The sequence below is a fragment of the Prosthecobacter fluviatilis genome (assembly GCF_042655725.1).
Lineage (GTDB): Bacteria > Verrucomicrobiota > Verrucomicrobiia > Verrucomicrobiales > Verrucomicrobiaceae > Prosthecobacter > Prosthecobacter fluviatilis.
Window position 1 is genome coordinate 371,171 of the sequence record NZ_JBHSMQ010000005.1, and the last position, 16,332, is coordinate 387,502.

The following is a 16,332-nucleotide window of genomic DNA, read 5'->3' on the forward strand; positions in this document are numbered from 1 at the left end:
CTTCATTTCCCTTCCAGTCGGTAAGCCCTCGCCAGCGCCACAAAGATCTCCCGCAGGCTCATCGCCCGCACCTCATGCTGCGTCGCCCCCGGCACCGCCTCCCGCAGCACCGCAGCCAGCGCCTCCTCATTCGCAAACCGGCTCGCCGTAAACCGCAGCGTCCTCCCCGCCTGCTCCGCATGCAGCCAGTCATTCGGCAGATTCACCGGCGCTCTACCATCATCTGGTAGCACCACCTCCACCGCACGAAACCTCGCTTGCAGGCTGTCGCTCGTCTCAGCCAGCGCCAGCTTCCCCCGGTTGATGATCGCCACCCGGTCCGCCAGCCGCTGCACCTCCTCGATGTCATGTGACGACACAAACACCGTCCATCCCTCCTGCTCCGTCAGCTCCAACAGCCCCCGGATAAACTCATCCCTCACCAGCGGGTCCAGCCCGCTGAAAGGCTCGTCCAGCACCACCAGCTTCGGCCGGTACGCCAGGCTGCTCAGCAGCGCCGCCTTCATCCGCATTCCGCGCGAGAGATCCTTCAGCTTCGTCCCCGTCGGCAGGTCAAACTGCCCCATGAGCTGCTTCTCAAACGCCCCGTCCCAGTTCGGATACAACGGCCTGCAGTAGTCCAAAAACTGCCCCACCGTCATCCACAGCGGCAGCTCCATGTTTTCAGACACATAGCCAATCTGCGTGAACTGCGCCGGACCCAGCTTCCGCGAATCCCCGCCCAGCACCTCAATCCGCCCGCTGTCCGGCCGGTGCAGATTTAAGAGACATTTGATCGTCGTGCTCTTCCCTGCGCCATTCGGCCCCAGAAACGCCGTCACCTGCCCCTCCGGCACCTCCAGGCTCAGACCCGCCACGGCCTCGGTTTTGCGGAAACGTTTATGCAGATCGGTGATCGTGATCATAGGCTTTTGAGATGTTTGATGACTTGCTCCAGCGTGAGATTCAGTTCCGCCGCCTCCTTGAGCAGCGCCCGGCATTCCGGCGTGATCTGCGCCAGCCGTTCCGTCAGATTTGGCTGCTCCGGCACCGTCACCACCATCCCGATCCCCGGTCGTGCATTCAGCCACCCCGCGTCCTTCAGTTGCAGCACCACCTTGTGCGCCGTCGTCGGGCTGATCCTCAGCTCCTGGCTCAGCGTCCGCACACTCGGAAACGCATCCCCCGCCCTCATCTGTCCCGTCAGCAACGCCTTGCGCACCGCCCCAAGTATCTGGTCAGACACCGGCGTCCCATCTTGAAGCTGAATCGAAAAAGGCAGCATACGCGAAGTGTTATTAGTGTAACAGCACATCTGTTACACTGGCAAGCAAAATTTTTCCCTCCTCTTTCGGTCCCTCCGACTGCCCCAAGGAATGAGAGATCTCCGTCCCTCAAAATCACTTCATCACTCCCACTCAGCCCACCGCCTCCCTCAATCCAATTCCCCCATTCAATTGCTCTCAAATCCCTTGCAAAAAAACTCTCGAGCCCCCACTCCACGAGCCACCTTCACAAAACTGAAATCATAAATTACAAATCGTAAATCATAAATTACCTCCCCTTCCTCCCCCCGCGCTTTCCCTTCCCATACACCACACTCTTTCGCTGCGCCGGCAGCGCCCCCGTATCATCCGCATTCAGCCCCGCACGCTTCTTCAGCTCACGAATCTGGTCCCGCAGCAGCGCCGCGCGCTCATACTCCAGCTTGCTCGCCGCCGCCGCCATCTCCTGCTCCAGCTCACGGATCGTCTCCGTGATCGCAAAATCCCCGCCACCCTCGCGCACCACGCTCTCCTCCACCTCGCGCGCCTTGCCCAGGATTTGCAGGCTCTCCTGCACCGCACGCTGCACCGTCTGCGGCGTGATCCCATGCCTCTCGTTGTGCTCCATCTGCACCTGACGCCGGTACCCGCTGATGCTCAGCAGTTGCTGGATGCTCTTCGTCTGCAGATCCGCAAACAGCACCACCTCCCCGTTCACATGCCGCGCCGCACGTCCCGCCGTCTGGATCAGTGACGACTCACTCCGCAGAAAGCCCTCCTTGTCCGCATCCAAAATGCACACCAGGCTCACCTCCGGCAGATCCAGCCCCTCTCTCAGCAGATTGATCCCCACCAGCACATCGCAGTCCCCCGCGCGCAGACTGCGTAGAATCTCCACCCGCTCGATCGCATCGATGTCGCTGTGCAGATACCGCACCTTGAAATTCAGATTCCTCAGGTAGTCCGTCAAATCCTCCGCCGTCCGCTTCGTCAACGTCGTCACCAGCACACGCTCACGCTTCTCCACCCTTTGCCGGCAAAGCTCGATCGTCTCATCAATCTGCCCGTTCAGCGGCTTCACCGTGATGACCGGGTCCAGCAGCCCCGTCGGCCGGATGATCTGCTCCACCACCAGCGCACGCCCCTTCGTCGTCACATCAAATTTCTCCACCGGCTCCGCGCTTCCGCTGATCTTCACCGTCCGCGCCATCGGCAGCGCATCCGCCACCTTCGCGATGTACCCGGCATTCCCCACCACGCTGTTCTCAATCTCAAACCTCGCCGGCGTTGCGCTCACATACACCAGCTGCCCCACCTTCCCCATGAACTCCTCAAACCTCAGCGGCCGGTTGTCCAGCGCGCTCGGCAGCCGGAACCCATGCTCCACCAGCACCGTCTTGCGCGACTTGTCCCCTTCAAACATCCCCCCGATCTGCGGAATGGTGACGTGGCTCTCGTCGATGAACATCAGCGGCGGCTCCTTGAAGAAATCCAGCAGCGTCCCCGGCGTCGCCCCCGGCTCACGCCCCGTCAGGTGCCGGCTGTAGTTCTCGATCCCCTGGCAGAAGCCCATCTCCTGCATCATCTCAATGTCATACTGCGTCCGCATCTTGATCCGCTGCGCCTCCAGCAGCTTCCCCTCCTTCTCAAACCACGCCACCCGCTCCTCCATCTCCTCCCGGATCTTCACGATCGCACGCCTCAGCTTGTCCCCCGGCGTCACAAACTGCTTCGCCGGAAAGATCGTGTAGCTCGGCATCTTCAGCGTCACCGTCCCCGTCAGCACATCCACCGCGCTGATCCGGTCGATCTCATCCCCAAAAAACTCAATCCGGATCGCCTCGTTCTCCAGATACGCCGGCACCACCTCGATCACATCCCCCCGCGCCCGGAATTTCCCGCGCGTCAGCTGCACATCATTCCGCTCATACAGCATGTCCACCAGCTTCCCCAGCAGCGTCTCCCTCGTCATCTGCATCCCCACGTTCAGCGGCAGCATCATCCCCTCATAGTCCTCCGGCGATCCCAATCCGTAAATGCACGACACACTCGCCACGATGATCGTGTCCTGCCGCGTGATCAGCGCCCCCATGCTCGCCAGCCTCAGCCGCTCGATCTCATCGTTCACCGCGCTGTCCTTCTCAATGTACGTGTCCGTCCGCGCGATGTAGGCCTCCGGCTGGTAGTAGTCGAAATAGCTCACAAAGTACTCCACCGCATTGCGCGGAAAGAAGTTCTTAAACTCCGAATACAGCTGCGCCGCCAGCGTCTTGTTGTGCGAAAACACCAGCGCCGGCCGCCCCACCTCCGCGATGATGTTTGCCATCGTAAAGGTCTTCCCCGAGCCCGTCACCCCCATCAGCGTCTGGTGCCGGTTCCCCGCACGCACAGACTTCGTCAGCTTCGCAATCGCCTGCGCCTGATCCCCCTGGGGGCTGTACTCTGTGTTAAGCTGAAAAACAGACATGCTTCAAAGTACGACTGCGGTCCTCCGGATGCACCGAATAATACCATGCGCCGTTAAAAATGAGCCTGCATCCACGGCACTCAAAGAGCACCACTTTGACCCATTCCCCCGGCCAGACACCAGCCCTGAAAGGGCGACGGATTCAGCCGGGGCGCAGGAGCGCAGCGACAAGCCCTGGGTCTTCATACCACCGACCAGAGAAGCAAACCCACCTCTCCGCCACACCCATCGGCCTCCAGCAGCGTCTGCAAAACGCCCCGCCGCAGGCCTCGCTTCGCCAGCCCTCTACACCCCTCGCCAAGGCTGCCTCTTTCCCAAAAAAACAAAGCCCGCAGGTATTCCCCGCGGGCTTCAAATTCTACGCTGTTAAATCGACGCCCTCTTACGACATCCCGGAACCGATCTCGCTCGGCGCAGGCAGATCCGCCGGATCCACTTCCTCCGTCTTTGCCACAGGCGCCTCCGCGCCATAGCGCTGGCGGTATTCCTTCCACGAGATCAGCTTCTTGTCGCTCTCGTCGTAGATCCGCAGGTTGATGCACTTCAGGCTCTCCCAAAACGTCAGCGGCTTGATCGAGTAAAACATCGGGTGCGAGTTATGGCACTTCTCCAGGTAGTAGTTCGGGATCCGTGAGCTCAGGTGGTGCACATGGTGAAAGCCGATGTTCCCCGTGAACCACTGGAAGATCTTCGGCAGCTTGTAGAAAGAGCTCCCCTGCAGCGCCGCCGTCGTGTAGTCCCACTCATCCTTGTGCTCCCAGTACACGTCCTCGTACTGGTGCTGCACATAAAACATCCAGATCCCCGCGATCCCCGCAAACATCGTCACCGGCAGCTGCATCATCACGTAGTTCTTGAAGCCAAACAGCCAGCTCATCGCCACAATCATGAGCACCAGCGCCACGTTCATCACCATCACCGACTTGCGGTCCTTCCCCTTCGCACGCGGCGAAGGGAAGCGCTGATGGATCAAAAACAGCGCCAGCGGCCCCACCACAAACAGCGTGAACGGGTTCCGGATCAGCCGGTAAAACCAGCGCCACTTCGGGCTCGCCGCCTGGTACTCCTTCACCGTCATCGTCCAGATGTCCCCGTCCCCTCGGCGGCTCAGGTCACCCGACGTCTGGTGGTGCACCGAGTGCTGCCAGCTCCAGTGCGAATACGGCGTGAATGTCAGCATCCCGCAGATGAAGCCCAGTACGCTGTTCGCCCTCTTCGACTTGAAAAACGACCCATGCCCGCAGTCATGGAAAAAGATGAAAATACGCACCACCAGCAGACCCACCACCGCCGCGATCGCCAGCGTCAGCCAGTACGATACCGAAAGGCTCCAATACATCGCCCACCACAGGAGCACATACGGAATGAAAGTGTTGAGGATCTGCCAGATGGCACGTGGGACAGAAGGGACCTGGAAAGGTGCGACGATCTTTTTCCATTCGGAAATCGTCGCCTGGGGCTTGGGAGAAGTCATCTCAGGGGCGCTGGCGCTGGTCATGTGTTTGGATGGAGCCCTCTCATTAGCACGTTTTTTGCAATAGTCCCATACTCAATTTGTGAAATTCTTCTCATCAATTGCCCTGTTGAGATCGTTTCTCATTATAAATGACTCATTCACAGACATTTGGCCATCAGTAGTCCCGAAAGGGCCCCCTCGCCTCGCTCGCCTCCATCTCTGCCCGCCACGCCGCAAATCTCTCCCGCACCATCTTCACCACCTCCGGTTTCTCCCCCGAAAGGTCCTTCTTCTCCCCGCTGTCCGTGCTCAAATCATAGAGCCCCCCGCCGTTCTCAGACGCCACCCACTTCCAGTTCTCCACCCGCGCCGCCTTGTCTCCGCGCCTCTGCCAAAACATCTCCCGCCTCGGCGATTTCACCTCACCCCGCAGCACCGGCAGCAAGTTGAATCCATCCAGCTTCACCCCCTCCGGACCCTGCGCACCCGCCGCCGCCAGCAGCGTCGGCACCAGCTCCAGCGAAGTCATGAACTCATCCGTCACCTTCCCCGCCGGCACCTTCCCGCCCGGCCAGCGCACGATGAAAGGCACCCGCAGCCCGCCCTCCCACATCGTGCTCTTGTGCCCCCGCAGCGGCTCGTTCCCGCCATTCCCGCTCCCCCCGTTGTCAGACAAAAACACAAACAGCGTGTTCTCCCGCTGCCCCGCCTTCTCCACCGCCTCCATCACCGCGCCGATCGCCTCGTCCATGCACGTCACCGCCCCGCAGTAGCGCGCCAGCTTCTCGCTCTTCACCTTCCCCCGGTACATCGCCACGTACTTCTCCGGCGCCTGCACCCCCTCGCTCAGCTTCTTTTCCCCCTCCTTCGTCCCCTCCCCAAAGCTCGACGCCCCATGCGGCGCGTTGAAGGCCAGGTACAAAAAGAACGGCTTCCTCCCCGCATGCTCATTTAAAAAATACAGCGCCTCCCGCCGGAACACCTCCGTCACATACGTCCCCCTGTCCTCCTCCGTCCTCACATTCCCCCGGAACAGCGACGCCACCCCGTACCGCTCATGCGTGTAGTAGTCGATCCCGTTGTTCCCGTGCCCGTAGAAGAAATCAAACCCCCGCTGCAGCGGCAGAAAGCGCCTCGCCTGCCCCATGTCCCACTTCCCCACGCACCCCGTCGCATACCCCGCCTTCCGCAGCATCTCCCCCACCGTCACCTCCCGCACATCCAGCCCCAGCGTCATCTCCGGAGACACCGCATACTCCTCCGCATCATACCGGTGCCCGTAGTTCACCAGATCATTCCGCACCATGTCGTAGAGCCCGTTCCGCTGCGGATACCGCCCCGTCAGAATGCTCCCCCGCGACGGCGTGCACGCCGGCCACGTCACATAAAAGCTCGTCCCCCGCACCCCCTCCGCCGCCAGCCTGTCCAGATTCGGCGTCACCAGCGGCTTGCTGCCGATGCACCCCAGATCCGGGTAGCCCTGATCATCACTCACAATCAGGACGATGTTGGGCTGCGCGGCAAAACAGACACCACCCAGCAGGAAACACAGAAGAAAGCGGAACATCATGGCTGCTAAACGCAGCCAATCGCAGCTCCTTGCCTCCGGCAGTCTGCCGAAAGTGTGTCGCACAGCCCTTCAGCCCCCACCCACGCCCCCCCACGCATTTCATCCAAAGCCTCCAAAGCCGGAAAGATCAGCGCCCCGCTCCCCCTATTTTCCTCACCACCCCCGCCCACCCCATCACATGAGCGAAAACACCTACTGGGAAAAAACCGACAGCTTCGAGACCAAGCTGCGCCTGCTCGAAGAAGCCTGGAAAAACAAAGACTTCCGCCTCGTCCGCTCGCTCACAGACTCCCTCCGCACCACCACCCTCCAGGCCCAGGAGGAAGGCGCACACCCCGGCACCCCCTTCGTCCCCACCGCACAGTTTGTCCCCGTCTCCTCCCTGCCTCCCCCCTGGCGCACCTGGGCCTCCGGCTGGCAGTTCTGCAAAGTCCTCACCCTCGACGAAACCATCGGCCTCGACCGCGCCCCCGAGCCCGTCGAGGTCCTCCTCAGCTGCGCCGCAGATCAGGCCGTCTCCCTCACCCGCGAAGTCCGCGTCGCACGCATCCAGCCCGACCACACCCTTCTCGAGATCCCCAGCCAGACGCACAGCGAAGTCCGCCGCGGCCCCGAGCGCCTCGCCCACGTCCTCTTCATGGCGCAGGGCGCCGCCCACCTCCGCCAGACCTACCTCCTCTTCTACGGCAATCCCGACGCCGAGCTCCCCGCCTACCTCACCGACCTCCAAACTCGCGGCGAAGGCTACGCTCTCGACATCGAAAACGACACCTACAAGGCCTCCCTCTCCCACCAGATGGGCCAGCTCGAGCGCATCACCCTCAAGCGCGAGCACGGCCTCGAGCTCTTCGCCGGCGGCGAAGGCCACGGCGAGCCCCCCGGCATCGACTGGGCCCACGACTACGCCACCGCAGGCCACTTCCAAAAGATGCGCATCACCCTCTGGGAGCGCTGCCCCGACTACGAGGTCATCCGCGGCCCCCTCTGCACCATCGTCCGCCGCTGGGGCTTCCCCTACTCCCCCGTCCATCCCGTCTTCTCCCCCAGCCGCCTCCACATCGAAGTCGAGTACCGCTTCTACGCCGGCATCCCCTGGTTCCACAAGCTCGGCCGCATGCACGTCATCAAGGAATTCGAAGCCGCAGCACTCCGCGATGACGAGTGGGTCTTCTCCGGCCAGTCCTTCACCGAAATGCTCTGGATGGGCCCCGATGGCAAACTGCAAAGCGGCCCCGTCGACCCCAGGCAGCGCGACAACATCTGGGCCGTCGGCTTCGCCAACAAAGACAGCAAAGACTCCTTCGTCGCCCTCTACCTCGAGCACACCGCCCAGGGCATGCCCGAGCCCCGGCATTCCGGCTCACCGCAGATGTTCTACCGCTGGCACGGCCACGTCTGGAGCCGCTACCCCCTGCCCCAGAAAGTCGTCCCCGCCGGAGCCATCCTCCACCAAAAGAACGCCTACGTCGCCATCCCCTTCACCGCCGCCGAAGGCCCCGCTCAGATCGAAGCCCTCCGCCACTGCCTCGCCCATCCCCTCCACCTCTCCCCCGGCGAAATCCCCCACGGCATCACCCCGCCAAAGCAGACCACACGCCTCGCCCGCCCCGGCGAAGCCGGCGACAGCCCCATCCCCAAGCAGGCCCTCTGGGACGCCCTCCGCGAGTGCAAAGACGAGCAGCTCTACACCGCCGGCATCAGCGTCGTCGACCTCGGCCTCGTCCACGACATCCGCGTCCGTGGCGACACCGTCCACCTCCTCATGTCCATGCCCCATCGCGGCCGCCCCCGCCTCGGCTTCTTCACCTTCGGATCCGGCGGCAACACCCACCCCGTCGAGCCCCAATTGCTCCAAGTCCCCGGCGTCAAACACGTCGTCGTCCAGCAAGTCTGGGACCCCGCCTGGTCCTCCAACCGCCTCACCGACGAAGGCCGCCGCAAGCTCGGCCTCGACACCTAGAGCATGTCAAAACCATCGCACTCCTCCATGTCACCCACAGCCCAGCCTGCACACATGGATTGAAGTACGACAGACACTCATGTCTGTCGACCAGCGCACCCCCATCCCCCCCCGACCAACGAACCCTGCCCATCCCACTCAAAAAGAGTCTTCCGCCTAGCCACATCAAAATGAAAAGGCTCTCCCCCCACACCGCCACAAAAAAACTGGGCGGCACCGCAGCACCGCCCAGCAACAAAAAACAAAAAACAAAAAACAAAGAACCAAGAACAAGGAACAAAGAACCGCGCCAAGCGCCTCACTTCACCTTGATCAGCTCCACATCGAAAATCAGCGCCTCATTCGGCCCGATGTCACGTCCCGCACCACGCGGGCCATACGCCAGCTTCGACGGGATGAAGAAGCGGTACTTCGCCCCCTCCTGCATCAGCTGCACACCCTCCGTCCAGCCCGCGATCACACGGTTCAGCGGAAACTCGATCGACTCCTTCCGGCGGTAGCTGCTGTCAAACACCTTCCCGTCGATCAGCGTCCCCTCGTAGTGCACCTCCACCACGTCCGTCGCCTTCGGGCTCTTCCCCGTTCCCGGCGTGATCACCTGGTACTGCAGCCCGCTGGCCGTCACCACCACGCCCTCCTTCTTGGCATTGTCTTCGAGAAATTTTTCACCTTTGGCGAGAGCGATGTCGGACATGGAATTCAGTAAATAAGAGGTTGGTTAACTTGGGGGGTCCCACCCCTAGCACCCCGCCACCACTTGTCGACCCCCGAATGCTCCCCAGGAACGCGCGGAATTCATTCCGCAGCACCCCGCTGCCACTTGTCGACCCCCGAATGCTCCCCAGGAGCGCGGAATTCATTCCGCAGCACCCCGCCACCACTTGTCGACCCCCGAATGCTCCCCAGGAGCGCGGAATTCATTCCGCAGCACCCCGCCACCACTTGTCGACCCCCGAATGCTCCCCAGGAGCGCGGAATTCATTCCGCAGCACCCCGCCACACCCACCCTTCCGCACACTCCCTGCCCGCCACACCCACGTCCCCCTCTTCTCCTCAACCATCCCGTTTTTCCCTCCCTTTTAGCGCCCCTTTGCGGCCAAACCTTCCGCCCCCAGCGCCCCACATTCGACATTATTTCGTCATTCGGATTTACTCATTCGTCATTCCCCCCTCCGTCTTCCCCCTCCCCTTCTTTGCGCCTTCTTGCGGCCAATCCATCCGCCCCCCTCCGTCATTCCCCCTCCCCCTTTTTTTGCGCCTCTTTGCGCCTCCTTGCGGCCAATCCCTCTCCCCATCTGATGGTCTCATTGTCCGACTGTCTCCCCTTCTCCGGCTCAACCACCGCAAACAACCGCAAACCACCGCAAACAACCGCCCCCCTCCGTCTTCCCCCTCCCCTCTTTGCGCCTTCTTGCCGCCCATCCATTCCCGCCCCTCTGCGGCACCAAGTCCCTTTCCCACGCATCGCCAGCCACACCGAACTCAGCCCTTCGAGCGTCGACATTCGTCATTATTTCGTCATTCGGATTTACTCATTCGTCATTCCCCTCCGTCTTCCCCCTCCCCTTTTTGCGCCTCTTTGCGCCTTCTTGCGGCCAATCCATCCGCCCCCCTCCGTCTTCCCCCTCCCCCTTTTTTGCGCCCCTTTGCGCCTCCTTGCGGCCAATCCCCCCATCTCCCCCCCTCGCCCCCTCCCTCACTCCGCCCTTCCCTTTCCCCCGCGCTCCCCCTAAACTCCCCCCAAATCCCATGAACCGCGAGCGCCTCCTCTCCCAGCTCTCCGCCCACACCGGCCCCTTCGACATCGCCATCATCGGAGGCGGCGCCACCGGCCTCGGCGCCGCCGTCGATGCCGCCTCACGCGGCCACTCCGTCGTCCTCATCGAGCAGTCAGACTTCGCCAAAGGCACCTCCTCCCGCTCCACCAAGCTCGTCCACGGCGGCGTCCGCTACCTCAAGCAGGGAAACGTCTCCCTCGTCCTCGAGGCCCTCCGCGAGCGCGGCCTCCTCGTCCGCAACGCCCCCCACCTCGTCCACAGCCTCCCCTTCGTCATCCCCAGCTACCACTGGTGGGAGGGCCCCTTCTACGGCATCGGCATGAAGGTTTACGACACCCTCGCAGGCCAGCTCGGCCTCGAGCCCTCACGCTACCTCTCCCGCGACGAAATCATCGAGCACCTCCCCACCCTCGAAACCGAAGGCCTCACCGGCGGCGTCGTCTATCACGACGGCCAGTTCGACGACGCCCGCCTCGCCATCCACCTCGCACGCACCGCCGTCACCCACGGCGCCATCGTCCTCAATCACACCCGCTGCGTCGGCCTCCTCAAAGAGAAAAACGGCCACGTCATCGGCCTCCAGGCCGAATGCGTCGAAACCGGCCTCCAGCACGAAATCCGCGCCCGCACCGTCATCAACGCCACCGGCGTCTTCGTCGATGACATCCGCCGCATGGACGACCAAAAGGCAGACACCATCGTCGCCCCCAGCCAGGGCGTCCACCTCGTCCTCCCCCGCGAGTTCCTCCCCGGCGACTCCGCCATCATGATCCCCAAGACCGACGACGGCCGCGTCCTCTTCGCCGTCCCCTGGCACGGCCGCGTCATCATCGGCACCACCGACACCCCCGTCCAGCACGCCACCCTCGAGCCCCATGCCCTCCCAGATGAAATCGAGTTCCTCATGACCCACGCCGCGCGCTACCTCACCCGCGATCCCCTCCCCTCAGACGTCCTCAGCATCTACGCCGGCCTCCGCCCCCTCGTCGCCATGAAAAATGCCGACGCCCACTCCACCGCCGCCCTCTCCCGCGATCACACCATCCTCGTCGCAGACTCCGGCCTCATCACCATCACCGGCGGCAAATGGACCACCTACCGCCGCATGGCGGAGGACGTCATCGACCACGCCGAAATGGTCGGCGGCATCGGCCTCCGCCACTGCACCACCCACACCCTCATGATCCACGGCTCCGCCACCGTCCTCCCTCCCCACGATCCCCTCGCCGTTTACGGCAGCGACGCCGCCGAGATCCGCGCCCTCGCCTCAGAAAACCCCGCCTGGGCCGCCAAAGTCCACCCCCGCCTCGACCTCATCGGCGCCGAAGTCATCTTCCACGCCCGCCACGAGATGGCCCGCACCGTCGGCGACGTCCTCGCCCGCCGCAGCCGCTCCCTCCTCCTCGATGCTCAAGCAAGCATGTCCGCCGCCCCCCACGTCGCCGCCCTCATGGCCCCCCAACTCTCCTGGACCCCCGAAAAAACCTCCCACGAAGTCGACCGCTTCCAAAAACTCGCCTGCGGCTACATCCTCGAAGGGTGAGCCGCGTTTAAGTTGAACTGGTCGTCCTGCCACCGCACAGTTCGAAGCGCGACCTGTCCTACGAAGCTCGAAGAAGAAAGCTTATGCAAAAGTTGGACAGATATATTTTCTATCCGTCTTTTGTCTCAAAGAAGTTTGAATATAAATCCCGAGCCATTGCAGCATATTGGCTAGACTTATATTGGGAAAAGTTAAAGCTAGAAAGCTTAGCAAGGCTTCGCTTGTACCCAGCAAAGTCAGAAATCATGTTATTCTGGATCAGAAGCCTTAGACAAATAACCAGCCCGTTGATAACACTTGTCGTCAATATCTTCTCTTTACACTTTTTATCCGTTGTCCAGTGTGATGGCGATATTGATGCTTTAACTGCACTCATGAAAATGCAAATCTGACTCGAACAGTAGTCAATATACTTCTCTAAAAGAGGACGGTCGTCTTCTTTTAATAGGTTACTCTTTTGCGGATCATCCCATATAGAATAAAAGCTGTCATTGCCGCTAAGTTTGACGAGAGGTTTAAGGCCGTAGCTGACAATAGACATTGTTTTTACTTTATCTTTCTCAAAGAAATATTCTTCGAAGCAGCCTTCAAGAGGTGAGCGGCAATTCATTTTGTGAATAACAGCCTTTGCAATCGATTCCGAAGAAAATGGCTTTAGTACCAGCCCAATTGCCTGCTTTAGGTCCGACTTTGCATTGGATTGAGTCGAATTAATTTCCAAAAAAAGCCGGGCTTCAAATTTCATTCGGTCAAGCTCTGTCGCTTTAATCGGATAAATAATTCCTGTAACAAGGAGATTTTGCTTCTGCCTCAATTGGGCAATCACCTCTTCATATTCGCCACCCTCATGGTATGAAAATACTCGGTGCTGACCATCGACTAATCCTACAGTGTTAAATCCTCTCGGAATTTGAATCGTTGCGCTCTGTATCTGAGTGAGGGCCGTTGGTTGAACCGTATCACCTTTATCATCAAGAATCTTTGTGCCGGATGGTAGCGTTGCAATGACGTTATTGACAAAAACCCGTCTTTCTGAATTCAAATACTTTCTCATACTAGCAATTTTCGCGGGCACGATCATTCGTTGGTAAGTTCCAAAAGCATCACTCCACCCATCGCTTCGTAAGACATAAGCCCGCTCCAATAGAGAGCCAGCATCAATGTAAAATGTTACTACCTTATAACCTTTCGGAAAACTACTGTAGGACTCCGGGAGGACAAACCCAGTTGCATCTTTCTTTGAGCTTGCGTTGAATCCAATATCTTTACAAGACAAACCAATGAAATGTAGAAATTCATAGATCGAAGATCTTTTAACTGCAGCGGTAACAATCTTGAAGTAGCGAAGAATAGGATAGTCGAAAAAAACCACTTCAGGCAGATGAATTTTATGCTCATTCAACAGGTTATGTCGTGAGCAATATAAAATTTTAATCCTGCAATCTTGATCGGAATAGATTGTATCACGAGCATCAGCAAATGTAGGAAAAGTAGTTTCAAGCATTTCAAGAAACGCCTGCTGATCAGAATTGATTAAATCAAACAGTACCTTTTTCTTCAATAAATGATCCGATACATTCGACTCTGAGCTGCAAGTGTACTCTGCGAGAACAATTACATTCTTATACACAAAAATGTCATCAAAGTCTCCCTTTCGATCTTTGAATTTAAACTCCTTATCACTCACTGAGAGCACCTTTTTAAAACCGGCATCACTAAAAACAGCTCGCACGTCTTTTCTGAGCGCCCGTTGTTCCAGCTCTTGGGGAGTGGATTTTCTTTTCTTCCGCTTGCGCCTTTTTCGCCCTTGTTGTTTGTCGTCGGCCATATATATCTCTCATTCAAAGTTTCTTGTTTACCTCCCTGAATGAAGCGGGCACCTGTGCAACTTTAGTTGCCGGGTTGGGCTCATCGATTGGTTTATCGTGTTGTCTGAATACGAGGGTTCCAGACATAGCTTTTTCGCAACGTTGCTTCGCGATTGCGTAGTAAGACTTATTTAGTTCGGAACCCACAAAACGTCTGTCTTCGACAATTGCAGCAGCAGCCGTGGTTCCAGACCCAAAAAAAGGATCGAAAACAAGGTTCCCAGGTTTGGTTAAAGAAAGAATTAGTCTTTGAACAATTGCATGCGGAAACTGACATGGGTGGTCAGTTTTCTCCGAGTGGCGGGCATTAACGGCAGGTATTTCCCATACGTCACCCGGATTTTTTCCTTTTGGATTGCCGCTCGGCCGTCCTTTGTTACTGCCTTTGTAGGAACGCTTTCCTGGGTATTTTTGAGGTACTCGGACTTCGTCTAAATTAAAATCAAAATCCTTCCCTTTCGTAAACCACAGCACCGTTTCATGGCGGCCACTAAACCTCTTTTGACAGTGAAGGCCATGTCCGAATGTCCAAATGATCCTATTGCGCAGATAAAGCCCCTCACACTTTCCAAATGTAGAATAAACCAGATAATCCAACGGTGTCACCACACTAGAGGCAACATGGAACCCAACCTGCCAGCAAATGCTGCCACCCGGTTTGGTGATTCTAAAAAGCTCTGGAATCAGCTTTTCATGTAAACTGATGAAGTCTTCGTAATTGGTTGAGGTCTCATATTCTTTGCCCATGCAGTAGGGCGGTGATGAGATGGTCAGATCAATCGATTCATCAGGAATGCTCCTGATCAGTTTGAAGCAATCTCCGGGGTAGAGAACGCATTGTTGATCATGGGCATATTTCTTAGAAATTAGCATATGCAAGTGGGAGCCTGCGAAGAAAGTGGAGTATTGCAACCAATTAACGCACAAGGACGGAACTGTATTTCGTTTTGAGAAATTTTGTTATTTCCATTTGGCTGTCCGGCAAAGAACTCACTCAATCAAGCGAGTTTTAATCAGAGGGGCAAGGAGGAAATAACTATTGTAGAATAGCCCTCGGCTGTGATTTCCCTCTCCTTGAATGTGCCACGACTCTTCGACAAAATGATGCCAAGCATTACCTAGCCTGATCAACGCAGAGTGTTGATCGGCAGATCACGAGAATCACCCAACGGACCCGATCCAGCCGCGCAAAAGCCAGGCCAGGATCTTCCCCACGGCCGCCCCTTCAGCGTCCCCGCCCCCGCCTCATCCTCCGCTGCTTCTCCGGCAACTTGAGCCGAGCTTTGCGAGACAGGCGAAGCCAAACTCTCCCCCTTTCTCACCCTCCGCTCCCTCTGCCTCTTTGCCCCTCTGCGGCAAAACCGAACACCCCATCGCCCCCGATGGCCCAGTCCTAAAACAGAGAACTGCGAACCGAGAACAGAGAGCCGCAAACAAGCACAGCTCACGTCCCCAGGATCACCTCCCCAAATTCACCGTCTCCTTCAGCCCTCTCTCCGGCCCCTCGGCTCGGCCTCGGGGGTGAAATCAAATCTGGTGCCTTTATCAGCGTCTCATCAGCGTCCTATCAGCGGTTAAAAACCCTTCTCCCCGCAACCCCTCGCATCTCCCTCACGCCCCCACGACCAAAGCCTCCAAGATTCAGCTCCCTGGCCTCAGCATTCCGACAAACCACCGTCAACCACCGTCAAAAACGTTAAACCACCGTCAACTCCCCCTCTGCCCCTCTGCGGCAAAAACGAACGTCCCAGCGCCCCCTTCGCCCCGCTGTCACGTCCCGCCCATCCGGGTTGACTGCGCTCCGGTTCACTTCGTTCGGCTCTGTGTATTCAGTATGTTCCGTAGGCCGTCATCTCTGTTTCTGAGCTGAAATTCCGGCCTCTTTTTTGCGCCCTTCTTGCGCCTCTTTGCGGCCACCCAGATCCGGCTCAGAAAAATCTCTGCGGCGCAAAAAAATCCGGAATCAGTAACTCCTCTTTTTCCCCTCTTTCCTCTTTTTCGGCCAGTCCAGCTCCTGCCTCGATGCCCATTGACAAACCAAGCCCATCTTCGATTTTCCCCCATGCCTGCCACCATTCCCGCACCCGAGACATGGATCCGCTCCATCGGTGATTTGCGCCTGCCGCCAGAGACGGACCGGCATCTGCAGGAACTCATGGACCGCAACAACGACGGACTCCTCCAGCCCGCCCAAAAGCAGGAGCTCGCCGCCCTCGCCGCGTGGAGCGAGGAAATCTCCCTGCTCCGCGCCGAGGCCCTCCAACTCCTCGGTCGTCGGCCCGCATGAGCCTCCCCGCTTCACTGGCTGAACTCGTCAAGACACGCGCCGGTGGTCGCTGCGAGTACTGCCGGATGAGCCAGTCACTTTAGCAGCCTGTTGAAAAACTCGGCTGTGAGGATTTCAGAGCGCCGGAGCATGGATGGCAAGGCGAGTGGCGCAGTCGCT

General features: G+C 58.9%; 10 protein-coding genes and 1 pseudogene. 3 read left to right on the forward strand and 8 right to left on the reverse strand.

Features of this window, described 5'->3' with window-relative positions; translation table 11 throughout:
* Positions 1-2: 2 nt before the first annotated feature.
* The 5 genes from ACFQDI_RS15690 to ACFQDI_RS15710 all read right to left on the reverse strand — a co-directional run bounded on the left by ACFQDI_RS15690 (position 3) and on the right by ACFQDI_RS15710 (position 6,737).
* On the reverse strand, positions 3-905 hold the full coding sequence (locus tag ACFQDI_RS15690; RefSeq protein ID WP_377168420.1) for an ABC transporter ATP-binding protein: 903 nt from the start codon (positions 903-905) through the stop codon (positions 3-5).
* The gene (locus ACFQDI_RS15695; protein ID WP_377168422.1) at positions 902-1,264 is read right to left on the reverse strand and encodes a GntR family transcriptional regulator; all 363 of its coding nucleotides are present in this window, start codon (positions 1,262-1,264) and stop codon (positions 902-904) included. Before ACFQDI_RS15695 ends, ACFQDI_RS15690 begins: the two co-directional genes overlap by 4 nt.
* A gap of 269 nt (positions 1,265-1,533) precedes the next feature.
* Positions 1,534-3,711, reverse strand: a complete 2,178-nt coding sequence (gene uvrB, locus ACFQDI_RS15700; RefSeq protein WP_377168424.1) for an excinuclease ABC subunit UvrB — start codon at positions 3,709-3,711, stop codon at positions 1,534-1,536.
* A gap of 382 nt (positions 3,712-4,093) precedes the next feature.
* Positions 4,094-5,209, reverse strand: coding sequence for a fatty acid desaturase (locus ACFQDI_RS15705; RefSeq protein ID WP_377168426.1), 1,116 nt, complete (start codon positions 5,207-5,209; stop codon positions 4,094-4,096).
* 133 nt (positions 5,210-5,342) lie between these two features.
* Positions 5,343-6,737, reverse strand: coding sequence for a sulfatase family protein (locus ACFQDI_RS15710; protein ID WP_377168428.1), 1,395 nt, complete (start codon positions 6,735-6,737; stop codon positions 5,343-5,345).
* 178 nt (positions 6,738-6,915) lie between these two features.
* Here ACFQDI_RS15710 and ACFQDI_RS15715 point away from each other — a divergent pair, with 178 nt between their 5' ends.
* Positions 6,916-8,697 carry a metal-sulfur cluster assembly factor gene (locus ACFQDI_RS15715; protein WP_377168430.1) on the forward strand — a complete coding sequence of 594 codons (1,782 nt, stop codon included), beginning with the start codon at positions 6,916-6,918 and terminating at the stop codon, positions 8,695-8,697.
* 298 nt (positions 8,698-8,995) lie between these two features.
* Here ACFQDI_RS15715 and ACFQDI_RS15720 read toward each other — a convergent pair.
* Positions 8,996-9,379 (reverse strand): annotated as a pseudogene (locus ACFQDI_RS15720) (FKBP-type peptidyl-prolyl cis-trans isomerase); the annotation flags it as partial.
* A 1,067-nt stretch (positions 9,380-10,446) separates the two neighbouring features.
* Between ACFQDI_RS15720 and ACFQDI_RS15725 the strand changes: the two are divergent.
* Positions 10,447-12,018 (forward strand): glycerol-3-phosphate dehydrogenase/oxidase, encoded by a 1,572-nt coding sequence (locus ACFQDI_RS15725; protein ID WP_377168432.1) that lies wholly within the window; start codon positions 10,447-10,449, stop codon positions 12,016-12,018.
* A gap of 109 nt (positions 12,019-12,127) precedes the next feature.
* Here the strand turns inward: ACFQDI_RS15725 and ACFQDI_RS15730 are convergent, their stop codons facing one another.
* Complete coding sequence (locus tag ACFQDI_RS15730; RefSeq protein ID WP_377168434.1) at positions 12,128-13,846, reverse strand: ParB N-terminal domain-containing protein; 1,719 nt, start codon at positions 13,844-13,846, stop codon at positions 12,128-12,130.
* A gap of 13 nt (positions 13,847-13,859) precedes the next feature.
* The gene (locus ACFQDI_RS15735; RefSeq protein WP_377168436.1) at positions 13,860-14,759 is read right to left on the reverse strand and encodes a DNA-methyltransferase; all 900 of its coding nucleotides are present in this window, start codon (positions 14,757-14,759) and stop codon (positions 13,860-13,862) included.
* A 1,189-nt stretch (positions 14,760-15,948) separates the two neighbouring features.
* On the opposite strand from ACFQDI_RS15735, the gene ACFQDI_RS15740 reads away from it, so the two are divergent.
* The gene (locus ACFQDI_RS15740; RefSeq protein WP_377168438.1) at positions 15,949-16,173 is read left to right on the forward strand and encodes a hypothetical protein; all 225 of its coding nucleotides are present in this window, start codon (positions 15,949-15,951) and stop codon (positions 16,171-16,173) included.
* Positions 16,174-16,332: the final 159 nt, after the last annotated feature.

What these genes read in the sequence shown, in the direction of transcription:
- ACFQDI_RS15690 (WP_377168420.1), bottom strand. Translation starts at nt 905, where the DNA reads ATGATCACGATCACCGATCTGCATAAACGTTTCCGCAAAACCGAGGCC.
- ACFQDI_RS15695 (WP_377168422.1), bottom strand. Translation starts at nt 1,264, where the DNA reads ATGCTGCCTTTTTCGATTCAGCTTCAAGATGGGACGCCGGTGTCTGAC.
- uvrB (WP_377168424.1), bottom strand. Translation starts at nt 3,711, where the DNA reads ATGTCTGTTTTTCAGCTTAACACAGAGTACAGCCCCCAGGGGGATCAG.
- ACFQDI_RS15705 (WP_377168426.1), bottom strand. Translation starts at nt 5,209, where the DNA reads ATGACCAGCGCCAGCGCCCCTGAGATGACTTCTCCCAAGCCCCAGGCG.
- ACFQDI_RS15710 (WP_377168428.1), bottom strand. Translation starts at nt 6,737, where the DNA reads ATGATGTTCCGCTTTCTTCTGTGTTTCCTGCTGGGTGGTGTCTGTTTT.
- ACFQDI_RS15715 (WP_377168430.1), top strand. Translation starts at nt 6,916, where the DNA reads ATGAGCGAAAACACCTACTGGGAAAAAACCGACAGCTTCGAGACCAAG.
- ACFQDI_RS15725 (WP_377168432.1), top strand. Translation starts at nt 10,447, where the DNA reads ATGAACCGCGAGCGCCTCCTCTCCCAGCTCTCCGCCCACACCGGCCCC.
- ACFQDI_RS15730 (WP_377168434.1), bottom strand. Translation starts at nt 13,846, where the DNA reads ATGGCCGACGACAAACAACAAGGGCGAAAAAGGCGCAAGCGGAAGAAA.
- ACFQDI_RS15735 (WP_377168436.1), bottom strand. Translation starts at nt 14,759, where the DNA reads ATGCTAATTTCTAAGAAATATGCCCATGATCAACAATGCGTTCTCTAC.
- ACFQDI_RS15740 (WP_377168438.1), top strand. Translation starts at nt 15,949, where the DNA reads ATGCCTGCCACCATTCCCGCACCCGAGACATGGATCCGCTCCATCGGT.